The organism is Clostridium sp. CTA-17 (genome assembly GCF_054767895.1).
This window is the reverse complement of the sequence record NZ_BAAABF010000001.1, coordinates 927,063-947,691: the sequence shown is the minus strand read 5'-3', so window position 1 is coordinate 947,691 and position 20,629 is coordinate 927,063. Positions and strand designations below refer to the sequence as shown.

Annotated in this window: 15 protein-coding genes; 12 read left to right on the top strand and 3 right to left on the bottom strand. The window is 27.7% G+C overall.

Annotation, left to right across the window (positions count from 1 at the left end; genetic code table 11):
* Positions 1–46: 46 nt before the first annotated feature.
* Entirely contained in the window at positions 47–1,444 is a 1,398-nt protein-coding gene (pepV, locus tag ACYUCG_RS04150; protein WP_460268173.1) for a dipeptidase PepV, read from the top strand.
* Positions 1,445–1,525: 81 nt separating this feature from the next.
* On the opposite strand, the gene perR is transcribed toward pepV, so the two are convergent.
* On the bottom strand, positions 1,526–1,945 hold the full coding sequence (gene perR, locus ACYUCG_RS04145; protein WP_060796241.1) for a transcriptional regulator PerR: 420 nt from the start codon (positions 1,943–1,945) through the stop codon (positions 1,526–1,528).
* A gap of 580 nt (positions 1,946–2,525) precedes the next feature.
* Here perR and ACYUCG_RS04140 point away from each other — a divergent pair.
* Positions 2,526–2,861 carry a hypothetical protein gene (locus ACYUCG_RS04140; RefSeq protein WP_139933348.1) on the top strand — a complete coding sequence of 112 codons (336 nt, stop codon included), beginning with the start codon at positions 2,526–2,528 and terminating at the stop codon, positions 2,859–2,861.
* Between the two features lie 28 nt (positions 2,862–2,889).
* Positions 2,890–3,066, top strand: coding sequence for a hypothetical protein (locus ACYUCG_RS04135; protein WP_181159642.1), 177 nt, complete (start codon positions 2,890–2,892; stop codon positions 3,064–3,066).
* A gap of 61 nt (positions 3,067–3,127) precedes the next feature.
* Here the strand turns inward: ACYUCG_RS04135 and ACYUCG_RS04130 are convergent, their stop codons facing one another.
* Positions 3,128–4,600: a nicotinate phosphoribosyltransferase gene (locus tag ACYUCG_RS04130; RefSeq protein ID WP_283704441.1), complete on the bottom strand. Its 1,473-nt coding sequence runs from the start codon at positions 4,598–4,600 to the stop codon at positions 3,128–3,130.
* 152 nt (positions 4,601–4,752) lie between these two features.
* On the opposite strand from ACYUCG_RS04130, the gene ACYUCG_RS04125 reads away from it, so the two are divergent.
* The 4 genes from ACYUCG_RS04125 to ACYUCG_RS04110 all read left to right on the top strand — a co-directional run bounded on the left by ACYUCG_RS04125 (position 4,753) and on the right by ACYUCG_RS04110 (position 10,824).
* Positions 4,753–6,747 (top strand): ATP-dependent helicase, encoded by a 1,995-nt coding sequence (locus ACYUCG_RS04125; RefSeq protein ID WP_139933346.1) that lies wholly within the window; start codon positions 4,753–4,755, stop codon positions 6,745–6,747.
* Between the two features lie 208 nt (positions 6,748–6,955).
* Complete coding sequence (locus ACYUCG_RS04120) at positions 6,956–8,152, top strand: M20 metallopeptidase family protein (protein ID WP_460268172.1); 1,197 nt, start codon at positions 6,956–6,958, stop codon at positions 8,150–8,152.
* A 59-nt stretch (positions 8,153–8,211) separates the two neighbouring features.
* The gene (locus ACYUCG_RS04115) at positions 8,212–9,186 is read left to right on the top strand and encodes an RluA family pseudouridine synthase (protein ID WP_087327308.1); all 975 of its coding nucleotides are present in this window, start codon (positions 8,212–8,214) and stop codon (positions 9,184–9,186) included.
* A 21-nt stretch (positions 9,187–9,207) separates the two neighbouring features.
* Complete coding sequence (locus ACYUCG_RS04110) at positions 9,208–10,824, top strand: putative polysaccharide biosynthesis protein (protein WP_240298221.1); 1,617 nt, start codon at positions 9,208–9,210, stop codon at positions 10,822–10,824.
* 45 nt (positions 10,825–10,869) lie between these two features.
* Here the strand turns inward: ACYUCG_RS04110 and ACYUCG_RS04105 are convergent, their stop codons facing one another.
* Complete coding sequence (locus ACYUCG_RS04105) at positions 10,870–13,476, bottom strand: calcium-transporting P-type ATPase, PMR1-type (protein WP_460268171.1); 2,607 nt, start codon at positions 13,474–13,476, stop codon at positions 10,870–10,872.
* Between the two features lie 262 nt (positions 13,477–13,738).
* Here ACYUCG_RS04105 and ACYUCG_RS04100 point away from each other — a divergent pair, with 262 nt between their 5' ends.
* From ACYUCG_RS04100 to ACYUCG_RS04080, 5 genes are all read left to right on the top strand, one after another.
* The gene (locus ACYUCG_RS04100) at positions 13,739–14,650 is read left to right on the top strand and encodes a nucleotidyltransferase family protein (protein WP_283681442.1); all 912 of its coding nucleotides are present in this window, start codon (positions 13,739–13,741) and stop codon (positions 14,648–14,650) included.
* A 1-nt stretch (position 14,651) separates the two neighbouring features.
* A complete protein-coding gene (locus tag ACYUCG_RS04095; protein WP_139933341.1) occupies positions 14,652–15,758 on the top strand; it encodes a phosphotransferase enzyme family protein in 1,107 nt (368 codons plus the stop codon).
* Between the two features lie 113 nt (positions 15,759–15,871).
* Positions 15,872–16,663: a rhomboid family intramembrane serine protease gene (locus tag ACYUCG_RS04090; RefSeq protein WP_333961090.1), complete on the top strand. Its 792-nt coding sequence runs from the start codon at positions 15,872–15,874 to the stop codon at positions 16,661–16,663.
* 13 nt (positions 16,664–16,676) lie between these two features.
* A complete protein-coding gene (locus tag ACYUCG_RS04085; protein WP_057231432.1) occupies positions 16,677–18,071 on the top strand; it encodes an MATE family efflux transporter in 1,395 nt (464 codons plus the stop codon).
* A gap of 101 nt (positions 18,072–18,172) precedes the next feature.
* A complete protein-coding gene (locus ACYUCG_RS04080) occupies positions 18,173–20,518 on the top strand; it encodes a helicase C-terminal domain-containing protein (protein WP_460268170.1) in 2,346 nt (781 codons plus the stop codon).
* The last annotated feature ends 111 nt before the right edge of the window (positions 20,519–20,629 follow it).

Below are 20,629 nucleotides of genomic sequence, written 5' to 3'. Positions count from 1 at the left end.
TATTAATATTTTGTTAACTTAAAGTTGATGAGAGGAAGTGTCAAAAATGAATTTAATAAGTAGCAAAATTGATGAAATGAAAGATGATTTAATTGAATCAGTACAAAATATTATTAAGATCAAAAGTGTTGAGGATGAACCAAAAGAGGGTATGCCTTTTGGTGAAGGAGTTTCTAAATCTTTAGAATGTGCCTTAGAAATTTCAAAAAAATTAGGGTTTAAAGTAGTTAATTTAGATGGACATGTAGGATATGCTGAATATGGTGATGGAGAAGAGTATGTAGCAGCTTTAGGACACTTAGATGTTGTTCCAGAAGGTGATGATTGGATTTACCCAGCATATGGTGCAGAAATACATGATGGAAAAATATATGGAAGAGGTACAACTGATGACAAAGGTCCAATAATGGCATCATTATATGGATTAAAAGCTATAAAAGAATTAGGATTACCAATATCAAAGAAAATAAGAATAATATTTGGTACTAATGAAGAAACTGGAAGCAAGGATATAGAATATTATTTAGAACATGAAAAAGCTCCAGTAGCAGGATTTACTCCAGATGCAGAGTTCCCTATAATAAATGGAGAAAAGGGTATCACTATTTTTGACATTGTTAAAACTTTTGGAGAAAAAACAACTGATGGAGATGTATTAGTTGAGAGTATAAAGGGTGGAATAGCATCAAATGTAGTTGCTAGTCTTTGTGAAACAAAATTAAAAGTTAAAGAAGTAAATAAGGTTTGTGAAGAAATATCAAAATTTGCTAAAGAAAATAATATAAAATTTGAAGTATCACATAAAAATGATGAAATAGATTTAAAAGTATTTGGTGTTTCAGCTCATGGTAGTACTCCAGAAAAGGGTATAAATGCTATAATGCAAACTATTAAAATTTTAGCAGAATTAAATTTAGCACAAGAAGATATAAAAGCTTTCGTTAAATTCCTAAATGATAACATAGGTGAAGATGTCTATGGAGAAAAATTCGGAATCTTATTACAAGATGAAGCATCAGGAAAATTAAGTTTTAATGTTGGAGTAATTGATTTAAATGATGAAGTTGGAAGACTTACTTTAAACTTAAGATATCCTGTAACTAAGACTTTAGATGATATGATGACTCCTTTCAATGAAAGAATAAAAGGTACTGGAATAGAAATAGAAAACTTTGAACACCAAAAACCATTATATTTCTCTCCAGATCATCCTTTAATAAAGACTTTAAAGAATGTATATAAAGAGGAAACAGGAAAAGAAGGAGAACTAATGTCTATTGGAGGAGGTACATATGCTAAGGAAATGCCTAATATAGTAGCATTTGGACCAATATTCCCAGGAGAACCAGATGTTATTCATAAACCAAATGAATACATTAAAATAGATGACTTAATTTTAATAAGCAAAATATATGCAAAAGCTTTATATGAATTAGCTAAATAAATAATTTTATTTAGTTAAAATATAGACTTGATAAAAATTAATATTTAAATATAAAAAAGAGTGGTAATTTACCACTCTTTTTTATTCGTGTTTATTTTGACATTCTTCACATATTCCATAGAAATACATTTTGTTTGAAAGTATTCTATAGCTTGAATGTTTTTGGGCTTCTTCATTTAGATGAGTATAATCTAAATTTTCAAGATCATCAACTCTACCACAAGCTAAACATTGAACATGACAGTGATCATTTGAGTTACCATCATATCTAAAGTTTCCTTCACCAACATTAATTTCTTGTATTAATTCCACTTCTACAAGAGTTTTTAACGCTTTATAAACTGTAGCTAATGACATTGTAGGGTAATCTTCCTGTAAAGCCTTGTAAATAGTCTCAGCAGACGGATGTTCTTTCGTACCCTTTAAGTATTTATAAACAGCAATCCTTTGAGGAGTTAGTTTTAATTTTTTTTCTTTAAAAATAGTAGTTATATTGTCCATTTCCACCATCCCTATCATATATAAGAATTAAGTATATTATATAATAATTATTATTATATGTCAAAGATTATCCTTTAATACTATTTAACATTAAATAATCTTAATTTTAAATAAATATTATTTAAGAAAAATTAATAAAAAAAACTTGTAAAAATAGCCTTTTTATGATAAAATTTATTTAAAGGTTGTTAATTAATTAACAAAGTTTTTCCATGTTCATTTCATTTTCCTTTAAGAACAGTTTTTACTGTTCTTTTTTTTATAATATAAAAATTAAATTAAATTTAAATATTTTTAAACGCTATTAACTATTTTACTTGTATAAAAAGAGAATTGCAAGTAAAGAAATTAAAATTAATATTAATATGTTATAAAAATATTAGATTTTTTAAAAAATTTTTTAGAAATTCAAGAAAAAAATTATTAATATAAAATTTTTACCAATAAAATCAATATATAATAAACAATAAAAGTAATATATGTAAATAATTTTAAAAAGAATAGAAGCTTGTAATACTTTACTTAAAGTTAAAGGAGTGGTAAACTTTACTATATAAATAAATTACTTAGGAGGTTAATTATGTCAAAGTATAAAGTTGGAGATGAATTAATTATTGTTACAGATCCTAATCAAGAAACTAAAAAATTAAAAGATTTAAGCTTCTTAAAAAAAGATGGAGATTTTGCTTGTTTATCATGGGGGATAAAAATTGTTGATGTATTATATGAAAAACCAAATGTTACATTAACTTATAAAAATGTTATGGGAGAGACTAACAAAGTTTTTGCTGTATGTAAAGATGTTGCTAATTTTGATCATGAAAAAGTTTTAGAAAAGGCTTTACTTAAAGCTTTCCAAAATGAGCTTACAAACATTACAGTTATAAAGAATTCAGGATTAAAGACTATATTATAATTAATTAAGAGGGGATTGAGAGTATAATATGGCATATTGTCCATTTTGGTCAAATGAGAGGGAGAAATTTAAGTGTTATAAGGAATGTCCAATGAATGAGAAAGTCACAGGAGAAGAGTGTGTATTTTCATTATATTTAGACAAAAGTTTTTTACTTGAGGAAGATTATGAAAAATCAAATCTAATTTTAAGTCAAGTAAATTAATAAGAGACGCTTCACAACAAGGAAGCGTCTCTTATTTTTGTTTGAAAAATAAATATAAGTTCTATTTATATATGCTAGAATATCTATGAAGTAAATTATGCTTTAAATTCCATAAACCATTTGATAAATCTACATAATAAGTATGAGGATTTTCAAATCTTAAAATTTCAGGCCAAAGTTTTTCACACTCTTTTTGAGCATAATCTCTAATTTCCATTACTGTTGGATTTTTATAACATACTTTTCCATTTTCAAATATTTTCACTAGTAAATCTTTAACGTAATAATTAGTTAAGGTTTTTCTTTTCCATACATGAATAGGATCAAAAATTTCTAATGGTTTATTAGTATCTATTTGTTCATCATTTAAAAGAATTAAATCAGCTAAGGCTGTATGAGTATTATTATCAAATATTCTTATTATTCTTTTAAATCCAGGGTTTGTTATTTTTTCTTCATTTTCACTTATTTTTATTCTAGGAATTATATTACCTTCTTCATCTTCTACTGCAACTAATTTATAAACTCCACCAAAAACAGGTTCTGATCTAGCTGTTATAAGTCTTTCTCCAACTCCAAAGGCATCTATTGAAGCCCCTTGGCTTAATACATCTCTTATTATATATTCATCTAGAGAATTTGAGACTATTATTTTACAATCTGGATATCCAGCTTCATCTAACATCTGTCTACATTTTTTAGATAGATAAGTTATATCACCACTATCTATTCTTATGCCTTTTGGTCTTTTTCCTAAAGGTTTTAAAACCTCATCAAATACTTTAATAGCGTTAGGAACACCAGATTTTAAAACGTTATAGGTATCTATTAATAATGTACAGTTATCAGGATATGCTACTGCCCAAGCTTTAAATGCTTCATATTCGTCTCCGAAAAGCTGAATCCAACTATGAGCCATAGTTCCTATAGCAGGTATATCAAACATTTGATCAGCTATTGTACATGCTGTAGAATCACAACCACCTATAGCAGCAGCTCTTGCTCCATAAATTGCTCCATCATATCCTTGAGCTCTTCTAGAACCGAATTCCATTACAGTCTTATCCTTAGCTGCTCTACATATTCTATTAGCTTTAGTAGCTATAAGAGTTTGGTGATTTATAGTAAGAAGTATCATAGTTTCTACAAATTGTGCTTGTATTACAGGACCTTTAACAATAACTAAAGGTTCATTTGGGAAAACAGGATTACCCTCTGGAATTGCCCAAACATCACAAGTAAATTTAAAATTTATTAAAAATTCTAAGAATTCATCACAAAATAATTCCTTTGATCTTAAATAGGCTATATCATCTTCTGAAAAGTTTAGATTTGATAGGTATTCAATTAATTGCTCAACACCAGCCATTATACAATAGCCACCGCCATCAGGTACCCTTCTAAAATACATATCAAAATAGGCAATTTTATTTTCTATGCCATTTTTAAAATATCCATTTGCCATAGTAAGTTCATAGAAATCAACTAGCATTGTAAGATTTCTAGGGTTTTTTACATCAAACTTATAATCCATATAAAAATTATCTCCTTTTCATAAGTTATCAATAACTATTGTAACCAGTAGTTAGAATTATTACAATATATATGTTACTAAATATTATGGTTTACTAGCGTAATTTTAGTCAATAATTAAAATAAATTTTATTAAACATTAGGAGAATTATAATGTCTAATTTAGATAAATATCAAAATGAAGCTGTAAGAGCAAGGAGTAAAAGTGTTCTTGTTATAGCTCCACCAGGAGCTGGAAAGACAACAGTAATATTAAATAGAATTAAATATCTTTTAGAAGAAAAAAAGGTTAAAGGGATACATGTTGTAGTAATAACTTTTACTAAGGCTGCAGCCGAAAATATGAAAAGTAGATTTAAAGAAATGCATAAGGAAGGAGTTATTCCATTCTTTGGAACCTTTCATGGGCTTTTTTATAAAATATTACTTAGAAATAAAGAGGAAATAAGACTTATAGAGTCTAAGGATTCCTATAACATTATAAGGAAAGTATTATCTTCTTATATAGAAGAGGTAAGTGATGAAAAAATAAAAGAGGTATTAAATAATATATCTAGAAAGAAAGTTTCTTCTAAGGATTTAGAAATATCAATGACTGAGGATGTTTTTAATAAATGTTATGAAGCATATGAAACTTTTAAAAATGAGAGAGGACTTTTAGATTTTGATGATTTACAAATAAAAGCAGTAACTCTTTTAAAAGAAAATCCTCATATATTAGGATATTATAGAAATTTAATAAAATATATATTAGTTGACGAGTTTCAAGATTGTGACGAAGTACAATTAGAGTTTTTAAGACTTATAAATAATGAAGTTTTTTGTGTTGGAGATGAGGATCAAAGTATATATTCCTTTAGAGGAGCAACTCCTAAATGTATGATAAACTTTGAGGAGAATTTTGAAGGTAGCGAGAAGGTTTATTTAAAATATAATTATAGAAGCTTAAAAAATATTGTGGAGGTATCTAAGGATGTTATAAAGCATAATAAAGAGAGATACCAAAAAGAAATAATAGCTTTTAATGAAAATCAAGGGAATATAGAGCTTAAAAAGCCCTTTAACGAGTCTGAGGAAGCAAATATAATTGCTTTAAAAATAGAAGAAAGCAAAAGGTTAGGAAATAAATATTCGGATACTGCTATTTTATATAGAACAAATATGGAGAGTAGAAGTTTTATTGATGCTTTTATTAGAAAAAAGATTCCATTTAAGCTTTTAGATAAAGAGTATAATTTCTTTAATCATTTTATATGTAGAGATTTAATTGCGTATTTAAGACTATCAATAGATCCATTTAATAAAGAAGATTTTAATAAAATAATAAACAAACCCTTTAGATATGTTTCAAAAAGCGCCATTTATGGAGTAATGAATTCTAAAAAGAGAGAAAATGTTTTTGATATACTAATGAATGGGGAAGGTGTACATCCATTTCAAATGAGGAAATTTGAGGAGCTAAAAAGTGACATAGCTTATTTAAATAAACTTTCTTTAAATAGTGCTATTGATTTTATATTGAGTGATTTAGAGTATAGTCAGTATATACGAGAGTATTCCTCTAAGTTTAAGCAAAATCAAGAGGATTTATTAGATATTGTAGAAGAATTTAAAAGTTCAGCTATGGAATTTAAATCTATAATCACTTTCCTTTCTCACATAGAAAGTGTTGAAGAAAATTTAGAAAATATAAATTCTGGAGGAAATATAGATTCAGTTATATTAAGTACAATGCATGGGGTAAAGGGAATGCAATTTAAAGATGTACACATTGTCAATATAGTTGATGAAACAATACCTCATAAAAATAGTATGGAAAATTTAGAGGAGGAGAGAAGACTTTTTTATGTAGGTATAACTAGAGCTATAAATAATTTATATCTCTATGCACCTAAGAGTGTAAGAGGTAAATTTAAGGATCCATCTATATTTTTAAATAATACAAATTTAGATAGCCAATGCAATATAAATGATTATGGATTAAAAGAAGGAGATGTCATAAGACATAATTATTTTGGCATAGGAGAAATTTTTAAAATAGAGAAGGATACTGTTTCAATTAAATTTATTCAAGGAGAAAATAAAAAATTTTCTTTAAGAACTTTGATTGAAAATAATTTAATAGAAAAGATAATTTGTGAGGTTTAATTATAGGAGTAGCAAAGGGAATTAGGGTGTTTAAAGAAAAATTTTCTTTGTTACTATAATTTTTGATATAATACACTTAAATAATATACTCGTAAATGAGTATAAAATATAATTGAAGAAAAAAACATAGTAATATATAATCAAAAATATATAAAATAAATAAGATATATAATATATATTATTTATAAATAAAAAGTAGGTGTTAAAAATGAATATAAATTTAATGGATGAAGCTCAAGAATTAAAAGACTTACTTGTAGCTTTAAGAAGAGATTTTCATGAAAATCCTGAATTAGGTTTTGAAGAGTGGAGAACTTCAGGAAAAATAAAGGAATTTTTAACTAATGAAGGTATTAAATATATAGAAACTGCTAAAACAGGAGTATGTGGCATAATAAAGGGAACACTAAAGGATGAATCTAAAAAAGATAGATGTATAGCTTTAAGAGCTGATATTGATGGTCTTCCTATGGATGATAAAAAAACTTGTTCATATTCATCAAAAATTAAAGGAAGAATGCATGCTTGTGGACATGATGCCCATACAACAATATTATTAGGTGCAGCTAAATTATTAAGTAGACATAGAGATAAGTTTAGTGGTACTGTTAAGTTATTATTTGAACCAGCAGAGGAGACAACAGGCGGAGCTCCTATAATGATAGAAGAAGGGGTTTTAGAAAATCCTAGAGTAGAAAAAATAATAGGCCTTCATGTTGAAGAAACTTTAGATGCTGGACAAATAATGATAAAAAAAGGAGTAGTTAATGCAGCTTCTAATCCTTTTACAATAAAAATAAAAGGAAGAGGAGGACATGGAGCTTATCCTCACATGGCCGTAGACCCTATAGTTATGGCTTCTCAAGTTGTTTTAGGATTACAAACAATAGTAAGTAGAGAAATAAAACCTGTAAATCCAGCAGTTGTTACAGTAGGAAGTATAAATGGAGGAACTGCTCAAAATATCATACCAGATGAGGTGGTATTAAAAGGTGTTATAAGAACAATGACTTTAGAAGATAGAGATTATGCTAAGGAAAGACTAAGAGAAATAGCTACATCTATTTGTACTGCTATGAGAGGTGAATGTGAAATAGATATAGAAGAAAGCTATCCATGTCTTTATAATAATAATGAGGTTGTAGATTTAGTAACTGAAGCTGCAAAAGAAATTATTGGTTCTGAAAATGTTAAGGAGCAAGAAGCACCAAAGCTTGGAGTTGAAAGCTTTGCATATTTTGCCCTAGAAAGAGATTCAGCATTTTATTTCTTAGGAGCTAGAAATGAAGAAAGAAATATTATTTATTCAGCTCATAATAGCAGATTTGATATAGACGAGAATTTATTACCAATTGGAGTTTCAATTCAATGTGAAGCTGCATTAAATTATTTGACAAGGGAGTAAATTAATATTAATCTATAGAATAGTAATTATAAAATGATTTAAATTAGGAGTGAAGCAATTTGAAAATAGAGATAGGTACAAATGAAGCGGGACAGAGATTAGATAAGTTCTTAAGAAAATATTTAAAGGATGTACCTCTAAGTGCAATATTTAAAGCCCTAAGAAAGGGTGATATAAGAGTAAATGGAAAGAAGCAAAAAGAAAAGTATTCTCTTTTAGAAGGAGATGTTATAGAGATAAGATATCTTCAAAGTGTAGTAACTAAGGAGAAGAAAAAGCCTAATTTCCAAATGGTTGATTCAGGATCACTTCAAGTGGTATATGAAGATGAAAATATGCTTTTAGTTGAGAAATGGCCAGGAGTATTAGTTCATTCAGATAAAAAGAATGGAGCTCCAACCTTAACTGATTATGTATTATCATACTTATTCAGAAAAGGAGATTATGTTCCAGAAAATGAATTAACTTTTACTCCTGCATCTTGTAACAGATTAGATAGAAATACTTCAGGAATAGTATTTTTCGGTAAGAATTTTGAAGGATTAAAATTACTTAACGAGATGATAAGAGAAAGAAAAGTTAAGAAGTATTACTGTGCTTTAGTAAAGGGAAAAATACAGCCAGGGAAATATGAAGCATATATATCAAAAGATGATGAGGCAAATAAGTCAACAGTTTATGATACTGAAAGACCAGATACAAAGAAAATAAAAATGGATGTTAAGGTTCTACAAACCAATGGTGCCTTTTCATTATTAGAAATAGAACTTATAACTGGAAGAAGTCATCAGTTAAGAGCTCATTTAGCTCATTTAGGAAATCCTATTGTTGGAGACTTTAAATATGGTGATAATAAAATGAATTCCTTCTTTGAAAATAAGTTTGGATTAACATACCAATTCCTTTATGCTTATAAGGTTACATTTAAAGAGGTTCCTGAAAAGTTTGATTACTTAAAAAATAAAACTATAGCTCAGGGATTACCTCCAATGTTTAAAAAGATAAAGAAGGATGTATTTAAATTTAGGATTTAGTTTTTAAGATAGGAGATTTTTATGAAAGAGCAGTCTATAACTAAAGGCTTTGCAATACTTTCCATTGCAAGCATAGTTGCTAAATTATTATCTTTAATTTATGTACCTTTTCTTACTAGAATTGTAGGAAGTGTTGGTATGGGTATATATGGCAAAACCTATGACATATTTGTTTTTGTATATGCTTTAACAAATGTAGGTTTACAAACAGCCATATCAAAATATGTTTCAGAGTTAGATGCAGTTGGAAATTATAAAGATGCCTTAAGAGCATTTAAGATTTCAAGAGCATTTTTACTTGTAGTTGGTACAATATTTACTATAGTTTTAATGTTAAGTGCTAATTTTATAGCGAGTATGAGTCAGACGCCACAAATGGTTTATCCAATAATCTTTTTAGCTCCAACAATTATGATAACAACTGTGTTGGTTACTTATAAAGGATATTTCCAAGGGAGATCTCAAGCTACACCAATAGCTATAGCGACTGTTATTGAACAGGTTGTTAATGTATTTTTAAGTTTATTATGTGCATATTTCCTTATAAAGAAAAGTGTATCTTTAGGGGTTGCAGGAGGAACTATAGGATCTTCTGCTGGGGCATTAATGGCAGTATTATATTTAATATACATATATAATATATATGGAGTTGAAAAGGAAGCTAAGAGAAAACAAGAGCCTGGAGTTAGAAGAATTACAGGTAAAAAAATAGCAAGAACCTTATTTAAATATGGATTGCCAATAACTCTTAGTACTGGTCTTCAAAACTTAGGAAATATAATAGATATGTTAACAGTAAGTAATAGACTTGTTGATGCAGCTAACTTTTCACAAAGTGATGCTAATGCACTTTATGGATATTTTTCAACAAGATATAAGATTTTAATAAATGTTCCAATGGTATTTATAACTTCTTTAGGATATATGGCATTACCTGCAATATCAAGAGCATATGCTTTAAAGGATAAAAAAGAGATAAAAAATAAGATTAATTTCTCTATGAGAGTTACATATCTTTTATCAATACCATCAGCCTTTGGATTAGCTTTATTAAGTGAAAATATATATAGATATATTTTTGCAGATTCAAATGGATATATGATGATGGTTATAGGTGCAGCTATGATACCATTAACGGCAATAGTACTTATGCAAAATGTAATACTTCAGAGTGTAAGTCAATTTTATTATGTATTATTTACTTTAGCTCTTAGTATTATAGTGAAGTTTACATTAAATATGACTTTAGTTGCAAATCCAGATATAAATATTTATGGAGCTGTAATTTCTGGAATGGTAGCTTTTGTGATTTCTTTAGTACTTAATCATTTTAGAATGAGAAAAACATTAAAGATGAAAATATCAATGTTAAAATATGCATTAAAACCTTTATTAGCATCAATATACATGGGTATAGGAATAATGCTTAGCAAATATGTAATATCTTTATTTATAGATTTTAATAAGTTAAGTTTAATATTAGGCATAGCTATATTACTAGTAATTATAGCTATAGGTGCATTTATGTATCTTCATGCAATTATAATTTTAGGCGGAATTAAAAAGGCAGATATAGAAGAAATTTCACCTAAACTTTTAAGAATTATGCCAAAGTTTTTAAGAAAAAATATAAAATAATAAAAAGTAAGGTATCTGAAGATAGATACCTTACTTTTTTTATTTTTACTTTCTAAATAATTTTAAAATTTCATTTATTGCAAATGGTATTAAAGATACAAGTATAACCACAATCCAATCATATAAAAGCAAAGGAGTAACTTTAAATATATTAGCAATAAAGCTTATTGAAATTATTATTACTTGAAGGAATATTCCAAGTAAAATTGAATATACTAAGTATTTATTAGAAAACAGTCCTAAGGAGAATGCTGATTTAGTATTACTTCTTAGAGATAGTGATAAAAATAATTGAGATACACTTAGTACAACAAAGGCCATTGTTTGAGCATGAATTAAGGAATCAGGATAAAGTCTTTCACCTAATTTAAATGCAAATAGGGTTATTCCTCCTATTAAAACTCCATTTATTATAAGTTGAACTTTATCAGATTTAACAAATATACTTTCCTTAGGATTTCTAGGAGGATTATTCATGACATCTTCCTTTGTTTTATCAACTCCTAGAGATAGGGCCGGAAAACTATCTGTAATTAAATTAACCCAAAGAATGTGTATTGGTTGAAGGGGAGAATTCCAATTGAGTAGTATAGCTGTAAATAGTGTTAGTATTTCCCCTAAATTACAGGATAATAAAAATACTATAGATTTTTTTATATTTAGATAGATTTTTCTTCCTTCTTCTACAGCAGAAACTATTGTTGAAAAATTATCATCAGTAAGAATCATATCTGAGGCACCTTTAGATACATCTGTACCTGTTATACCCATAGCTACACCTATATCAGCTGCCTTTAATGAAGGTGCATCATTAACTCCATCTCCAGTCATAGAAACTATATTTCCATGAGATTTAAAGGCTTTAACTATTTTTACCTTGTGTTCAGGAGACACTCTTGCAAAAACTCTGTAATTTATAATTTTTTCATTGAATTCTTCTTCTTTAAATTTATCTATTTCATGACCAGTAATAGCTTGAGAAATATCTTTTGCTATTCCTAGTTCATTTGCAATAGCAAAAGCTGTATTTTTATGGTCTCCAGTTATCATAACTGGAGTTATTCCAGCACTTTTACATAGTTTAATAGAATCTTTAACTTCTAGTCTAGGTGGATCAATCATTCCAACCATGCCAATGAAAACTAAATCTTTTTCTAAAGAATCTAAAACTATATTTTCCTTTGATATATCTTTATATGCAAAGGCAAGAACTCTTAAAGCTTTGTCTGACATTATATTAGAGTTTTCTAAAACTTTAGCTTTATATTCCTTGGTGAAGTCTAATAACTTTCCATTGATGGATATTTTATTACAAATTGAAAGTATAGAATCTAAGGCACCCTTGGTAAATACACGAGCTTTTTTGTCATCTACTAAGTTTACTGTAGTCATTAACTTTCTATCAGAATCAAAAGGAATTTCATCTATTCTTTTAAATTCTTTTTCAAGTTTTTCTTTTAGTATATTAAGCTTAAAAGGAGATTCTAAAAGTGCTATTTCAGTAGGATCGCCAGTTTGGCTTTTTTCTGAGTATGTGGCATCATTACAAAGAACCATACAATCTACTAAAAGTTTAGATTCATTATCATTTAAATTAAATTCACTCTCTTTTATATAAAAATCATTTGTGTAAACAGTAGTTACAGTCATTTTATTTTGAGTTAATGTACCTGTTTTATCAGAACATATTATACTTACAGAACCAAGAGTTTCTACAGCAGGAAGCTTTCTTATTATTGCATTCTTTTTTACCATTCTTTGAACTCCTAGTGCTAATACTATAGCAACTATGGCAGGTAATCCCTCTGGAATAGCAGCAACAGCTAAAGAAATAGAAGTTAAGAACATTTCAAGTAAATCTCTTCCTTGGAAAAATGAAATAATAAAAATTAGAATACATATACCAACAGCTAAAAATCCTAGAATTTTTCCAAGTTCGCTTAATTTTTTTTGCAATGGAGTCTCATCATTTTCTTCCTGTTCTATCATTTTAGCTATTTTACCAATTTCAGTATTCATTCCAGTGTCAACAACCACTCCAACTCCACGGCCATATGTAGCTAGAGTAGACATAAAGGCCATATTATTTTGGTCTCCAATTGGAATTTCTTTATCTGGTAAAAAAGAAGCATCTTTTTCAGAAGGAACAGATTCACCTGTAAAAGCAGATTCCTCTATTTTTAAGTTAGCTGTATCAATTAATCTTAAATCTCCAGGAATATATCTACCAGCATCTATTATTACAATATCCCCTGGTACAATATCTTCTGAAAGAATTTCCTTTAAAGAACCATCCCTTTTAACAAGAGCTTTAGGAGTGGAAAGTTCCTTTAAAGCATCTAAGGCTTTTTCTGCTTTAGATTCTTGAACAACTCCTATAACTGCATTTATTATTATTACTAAGAGTATTATTAAAGCATCACTTATTTCTCCTAAAAATGCAGAGATTATTGCAGCTATGATTAGTATATAAATCATTACATCTTTAAGCTGAGATAAGAACTGTTTAAATAGGGTTTTCTTCTTTTTAGTTTCAAGTTTATTCTTACCATACTTTTCAAGTCTTCTTAATGCCTCAGTAGAGGAAAGACCATTCTTTTCATCTACATCTAAATCCTTTAATATTTCATTTTTTGATTTTTTGTACCACAAAAATAATCACATCCTTTCCTATTATATTAGCTTATAGATTTTTATAAAAAAAATACTAAAATAAATAGATTTTTTTATTTTATATAAAATAATATGCTTATTAAGATGGGATTGTATAATATTTAACAATATTTTAATTTTTTATAAACTTAAGAGAAAAATAACAGAAAATTTAGTAAAATAAATTTAACTATGTTAAATAACTTATAAAATTTACTTATGGTTTAAGGGGACAAAAGTATTAAAAAGTGAGGGGATGAAAGTGGACAAGATTACTTTAGTAATAATGGCAGCAGGAATGGGAAGTAGATATGGAGGGTTAAAGCAAATTGATAAAATAGGGCCAAATGGTGAGACCATAATAGAATATTCCATTTATGATGCTATTAAAGCTGGTGTCACAAAGGTTGTATTTATAATAAAAAAAGATATTTTTCAGAAGTTTAGAGAAACTATAGGTTTTAAAATAGAAAACATAATAGATACTGAATATGTTTTTCAAGAAGTTGATAATTTAGATAAAGAATTTAAAGGGAGATTTAAAAGAGTTAAACCTTGGGGAACTGGACATGCAATTTTATGTTGCAAAGGTTTTATAGAAGAACCTTTCATAGTTATAAATTCTGATGATTTTTATGGAAGAGAAACATATAGAATACTTTGTGAAGAAATTAAAAAAAGTACGTGTGATTCTGAATACTTTATGGTTGGTTTTAGCGTAAGTAAAACATTAACTGACTTTGGAAGTGTATCTAGAGGAATATGCGATTTAAATTCTAAGGGTGAATTAATTTCTATTAAAGAAAAAACAAAAATTATGAAAAAAGAAAATAGTATATGCTATGAAGAAGATGGAGAGTATCATAATATTCCTAAAAACACCTTAGTTTCTATGAATATTTGGGGATTGAAACCTAGCATATTTACAGAATTAGAAGATAAATTTTTTGCTTTTTTAAAAGATAAAAGTATAGATCAATGTAAAGGAGAGTTTTATCTTCCTAAAGCAATAGATGAGCTTATAAAAGAAGATAAGGTTAATGTTAAGGTTTTAAAAACAAATGAACAATGGTATGGAGTTACTTATAAAGAGGATAAAGAAAAAGTAAGTAATTCTTTAAAAAAATTATCAGGAGATATTTATCCATTTAATTTATGGGAGGAGTTTAAATAAAATGAACAAGACTTATGATTTTGAAAGTATAGCAGAAAAGTTTAATTTAGAGGGAGAGTTAAAAACATCAGATAGCCATGTTTGTGGCCATATAAATGATACATTTATAATAAAATGTGAGGGGAAAAATGGAGAAGAAATAAAATACGTTCTTCAAAGAGTAAATTCTGATATATTCAAAAATCCAGAGCAACTAATGGAGAATATTGAAAATGTTACTTCACATATAAAAAATAAAATTATAGAAGAAAATGGCGATCCTTTAAGGGAAACTTTAAATATAGTGAAGACAAAAGAAGGTAAAAGTTTCTATAAATGCAAAGAGGGAAATTATTGGAGAATTTTTAATTTCATATATGGTGCTAGCACATATCAAATAGTTGAAAAGCCTGAGCATTTATATACAGCTGGTAAAGCTTTAGGAAAATTTCAAAAGCAGTTATCAGATTTTAATGTTGATATGCTTTATGATACAATCCCTGATTTTCATAATACAGAAAAGAGATTTGAGGCATTTATGGAAGCAGTAAGGGAAGATAGAAAAGGAAGAGCAGAATGTATAAAAGAAGAAATAGATTTTGTAATTAAACGTGCTGAAGACACAAAAGTTCTAGTAAATATGATAAAAGAAAATAGACTACCTTTAAGAGTTACTCATAATGATACAAAGTTTAATAATATAATGATAGATGATAAAACAGGAGAAGGGATTGCAGTTATTGATTTAGATACTGTTATGCCAGGACTATCACTATATGATTTTGGAGATTCTATTCGCTCAGGAGCTACAACAGCCTTAGAAGATGAAGTGGATTTATCTAAGGTAAACTTTGACCTAAATCTTTATGAACATTTTGCAAAAGGATTTTTAGAGTCAGCAGGGGATGCATTTACAAAAGAGGAAATTGAATATTTACCTTTTGCAGCTAAACTTATGACCTTTGAATGTGGAATGAGATTTCTTATGGATTATTTAAATGGAGATGTTTACTTCAAAATACACAGGGAAAATCACAATTTAGATAGAGCTAGAAATCAATTCAAACTTGTTTCTGATATGGAAAGAGAAATGGACAATATGAAGAAGATAGTATATTCTTATATTTAGAACACCTATCGTTATAAAAATAAATTTATCATTCTTTAAAATATAATAAATAATATAGTAAATAGATGGATTAAATATCCATCTATTTATAATTAAGAAAGGAGGTTTTGAAAATGAATATTTGGAATAAGTTAGAAAGAAAATTTGGGGAATTTTATATAAGAAATTTAATTACATATATAATATCCTTTAACGCAATTATTTATATTATGATGTATACATCAATTGGAAAAGGATCTATATTGAATTTAGTCTTAGTACCTGAGTTAGTATTAAAGGGAGAAATTTGGAGGTTATTAACATTTATATTTATTCCACCAATGACAAGTCCTTTATTTATAGTTTTTGCTTTATACTTTTATTATATTGCTGGAATTAGTTTAGAAAGAGAACTTGGAGGGTTTAAATTTAATATATATTATCTTATAGGAGTTTTAAGTACTATAATAATTTCATTTTTAACAGATACACCAGCAACTGCAGCATATATAAATTTATCATTATTTTTAGCTTTTGCAAAGATAGCCCCTGATTTTGAATTATTATTTTTATTTATAATTCCTGTTAAGGTTAAATATTTAGCTATGTTAAACTGGGGATTAATAATTTGGAATTTAATCACTGTAAATTCTATTGGAGGAAAATTATTAGTACTAGCACCAGTGATAAATTATTTAATTTTCTTTGGAAAAGATATATTAAAAGGAACAGTTTCAACATCTAAAAATTACTATAGAAAGAAGAGCTTTGAAAATAAAGTTAAAAAAAGTGATTATAGACATAGATGTGCAGTTTGTGGAATTACAGACTTAGATGATCCTAATATGGAATTTAGATATTGTTCGAAATGCAGTGGTAATAAATGTTATTGTATGAATCATATAAAAAATCATGAGCATAAATAAAATTAGGGAAAGAATGGTGAATAGTATGAGCAAAAAAACAACAGATTTAGGAAGGGATAGTATTGGAAAGCTCCTTTTTAAACTAGCTATGCCAGCTATAATAGCTCAACTTGTCAATGTCTTATACAATATAGTTGATAGAATGTTTATAGGAAGATTACAATCAGGTGATATGGCTATGGCTGGAGTGGGGGTAGCATTTCCTATTATAATGATAGTTTCTGCCTTTAGTGCCTTGGTTGGGATGGGAGGAGCTCCTTTAGCGGCAATTAAAATGGGAGAAAAGAAAAAAGAGGATGCTGAAGAAATAATGACAAATAGCTTTTCTGCACTTATAGGATTAGCTTTAATTTTAACAGTATTTTTCTTTATATTTAAGGAGCCAATTTTATGGGCCTTTGGGGCCAGTGATGCAACTATAGGATATGCTTTAGATTATTTAGGAATTTATTTAATAGGTACTATATTTGTTCAAATTGCTTTAGGAATGAATCCATTTATAAATACGCAAGGATTTGCTAAGGTTGGAATGATAACAGTTATGGTAGGAGCTGTAATAAATATTGTATTAGATCCAATTTTAATTTTTGGATTTAATATGGGAGTTAAGGGAGCCGCTTTAGCAACCATAATTGGTCAATGCGCATCTGCCATATGGGTATTATACTTTTTATTTGGAAAACAAAGTATTCTTAGAATAAGAAAAAAATTTTTAATGCCAAAATTAAAAATATTATTTTCAATAATGGCTTTAGGGGTATCTCCATTTATAATGCAAGCTACTGAAAGTTTAGTAATAATAAGTATGAATAATAATTTGTTAAAATATGGTGGGGATTTAGCTGTGGGAGCAATGACTATTATGAGTAGTGTAATGCAAATAATATTACTTCCATTAATGGGACTTTCTCAAGGGGCACAACCTATAATAAGTTATAACTATGGAGCTAATCAATCACATAGAGTAAAAAAAGCCTTTAAATTACTTTTAATATCATCAATGATATTTACCACAATTATGTGGGGTGCATTAATGATGTTACCAGAGTTGTTTGTAAAGATTTTTAATAGTAATAATCCTCAATTAATGGAGATAACTTCATGGAGTATTAGAATATACTTTGCAGGTATTTTACTTTTTGGTGCACAAGTTGCTTGTCAACAAACTTTCTTAGCTTTAGGACAAGCAAAGATATCATTAATTTTAGCTTTACTTAGAAAGATTGTGCTTTTAATACCATTTATATATATACTTCCAATAGTTTTTGAAAATAAGCTTATGGGGGTTCTTATGGCAGAACCTTTTGCAGATATAATAGCAGCCCTATCAACAGTAACATGCTTTATTGTATTTTATAAAAAACATTTATCACAAGGTTTAGAAGAAGAGATAAAAGTAAATTCTTAATAAAAACAAAAAGTCTAGAGAAATTTAATCTTTCTAGGCTTTTTATTTTTATTAATTATGTGATAGAGTTTATATAGAAACAGTGAAAATGGGTGATTTAAGTGAAAAATGAATTAATAAAGATTTCTATAAGAAACTTAGTTGAATTTGTTTTAAGAAGAGGAAGTATAGATAGTCGTATAAAAGCATCTGTAAGAGCCTTAGAGGGAATAAAGGGGCACAAGAAGATACAGAGTTATTATTCTGAAAAGGATAGGGCTGAAGTTACCTTAAAAGAGGATATTGACTTTGAAGATTTTACTTTAAGGGTAGAAGGTAGAGCAGATGGAATATTAGAGGAAAATGAAAAAACAATTATTGATGAAATAAAAACTACTACAAAAAACGTAATGGATATAGATTATGATTTTAATGAATTACATTGGGCTCAGGCTAAAGTATATGCTTATATATACAGTAAAGAGAAAAATTTAGACTCAATAATAGTCCAGTTAACTTATTACAATGTTGAAGATTTTGGAACAAAGTTTTTAAGGAAAGAATATAGTTTTGATGAACTTAGAGAGTTTTTCTATGATTTAATAGAAAAATATAAAGAGTGGATACTTTTAGAGAAGAAATGGATAGACTTTAGAAATGATTCTATAGAAAGTTTTAATTTCCCTTTTACGTCTTATAGGAAGGGGCAGAGAGAACTAGCTATTAGAGTTTATAAGGCTATTACAGATGGGAAAAAATGTTTTGCAGAAGCACCTACTGGCATAGGGAAAACAATGTCTACATTATTTCCTGCAGTAAAAGCTTTAGGCGCTAAGGAAACTCAAAAAATTTTTTATATAACGGCTAAAACTACCACAAGAGAAATTGCAAATAATACTTTGCGTATTATGAGAGAAAAAGGATTAAATCTAAGAAGTGTTAATATAACTGCAAAGGAAAAATGTTGCAAGATGGAAGAAAAAAAGTGTATTCCAGAATATTGCCCTTATGCTAATGGATACTTTGATAGGGTTAATATTGCTTTAAAGGAAGCACTAAGGCATAAGGAAGAATATGATTTAGAATATATAAACAAATTATCTGAGGAATATAATATTTGTCCCTTTGAATTTTCTCTTGAGCTAAGTAATTTTTGTGATGTAGTAATATGTGATTATAATTACATATTTGATCCTCAGGCTTCTTTAAAGGGAATATTAGAAGGAAAAGCCAAGGATTATACAATTTTAATAGATGAAGCTCATAATCTTTTAGATAGGGGAAGAAGTATGTATTCTTCCAAAATATTTAAAGATGATTTTTTAAAACTAAAAAGAGAATTTAAAAGTAAGGATAAGGGAATATATAACTCTTTAGATAAAGCTAATAAATATTTAATAGAAAAAAGAAAGGTTTTAGAAAATTTAGAGACGAAAAGTCTTGTGGAAAAGGAAGAACCAAGTGATTTATATGGAATTTTAAGAGGCTTTTTAGAAAAGGTAGATATTTATGAGAGTAAATCTAGTGAAGAGAATTCAAATCTTTTAGAGTTATATTTTAATGTTTATGAATTCTTAAATATATGTGGGTATTATGGAGAAGATTTTACTACTTTGTATAAATCAGATGGAAATAACTTGGAATTATTAATTAACTGTTTAGATCCATCTAGGATACTTAAAAGTATAATGAATAGGTTTAAATCAGTTATAATATTTTCAGCTACTCTTCTTCCTATGGAATATTTTAAAGAACTTTATGGAGCCCAGGAAGAGGATTATTCTGTTAATTTAACTTCTCCCTTTGATTATAAAAATAAACTTACTATAGTTGGAAAGGATGTATCAACAACCTATTCTAATAGAAAGAGAACTCTTCCTAAAATAGTTAATTACATAATAGAATGTGTTAAAAGCAAGAGAGGTAACTATCTTGTATTTTTCCCTTCTTATGAATATATGTGGATGGTTCATGAGGAAATTAAAAAAAGAGAAGTTGATTTTAGTTTAGTAGCTCAAGGGGATCATATGAAGGAAGAGGAAAAAGAAGAGTTTTTATCTTTATTTAAAGAAGGAGGAGAAAAAACGCATCTTGGCTTAGCTGTTTTAGGTGGGCATTTTTCAGAGGGAATAGATTTAACCTTAGATAAACTTATTGGAGTTATAATTATTGGAGTTGGTATGCCTAAAATCTGCTTAGAGAGAGAAAGTATAAAAGAATATTATAACTCTATAGGGAAAAATGGTTTTGACTACGCCTATGTTTATCCTGGAATAATCAAGGTGCTTCAAGCAGCGGGAAGATGTATCAGAACAGAAAAAGATAAGGGGATAGTACTTTTATTAGATGATAGATACTTTACAAATAAATATAAGAATCTACTTCCAAGAGAATGGTTTTTAAATATTTTAGTAGAAAGTGAAGAAGGAATTAAAAATACTTGCGAAAATTTTTGGAAGGAAGTTTAAAGAGGCTGCAAAAAATATAAGAATAAACCTTATATATATATTAAGAAAACAATATATTTCTCTAGAAATTTTATTTACACTATTTATAAGGTTTACTAAAAATTATTTTGA

Coding starts and splice junctions, on each gene's coding strand:
- pepV (WP_460268173.1), top strand. CDS start 47: ATGAATTTAATAAGTAGCAAAATTGATGAAATGAAAGATGATTTAATT.
- perR (WP_060796241.1), bottom strand. CDS start 1,945: ATGGACAATATAACTACTATTTTTAAAGAAAAAAAATTAAAACTAACT.
- ACYUCG_RS04140 (WP_139933348.1), top strand. CDS start 2,526: ATGTCAAAGTATAAAGTTGGAGATGAATTAATTATTGTTACAGATCCT.
- ACYUCG_RS04135 (WP_181159642.1), top strand. CDS start 2,890: ATGGCATATTGTCCATTTTGGTCAAATGAGAGGGAGAAATTTAAGTGT.
- ACYUCG_RS04130 (WP_283704441.1), bottom strand. CDS start 4,600: ATGGATTATAAGTTTGATGTAAAAAACCCTAGAAATCTTACAATGCTA.
- ACYUCG_RS04125 (WP_139933346.1), top strand. CDS start 4,753: ATGTCTAATTTAGATAAATATCAAAATGAAGCTGTAAGAGCAAGGAGT.
- ACYUCG_RS04120 (WP_460268172.1), top strand. CDS start 6,956: ATGAATATAAATTTAATGGATGAAGCTCAAGAATTAAAAGACTTACTT.
- ACYUCG_RS04110 (WP_240298221.1), top strand. CDS start 9,208: ATGAAAGAGCAGTCTATAACTAAAGGCTTTGCAATACTTTCCATTGCA.
- ACYUCG_RS04095 (WP_139933341.1), top strand. CDS start 14,652: ATGAACAAGACTTATGATTTTGAAAGTATAGCAGAAAAGTTTAATTTA.
- ACYUCG_RS04090 (WP_333961090.1), top strand. CDS start 15,872: ATGAATATTTGGAATAAGTTAGAAAGAAAATTTGGGGAATTTTATATA.
- ACYUCG_RS04085 (WP_057231432.1), top strand. CDS start 16,677: ATGGTGAATAGTATGAGCAAAAAAACAACAGATTTAGGAAGGGATAGT.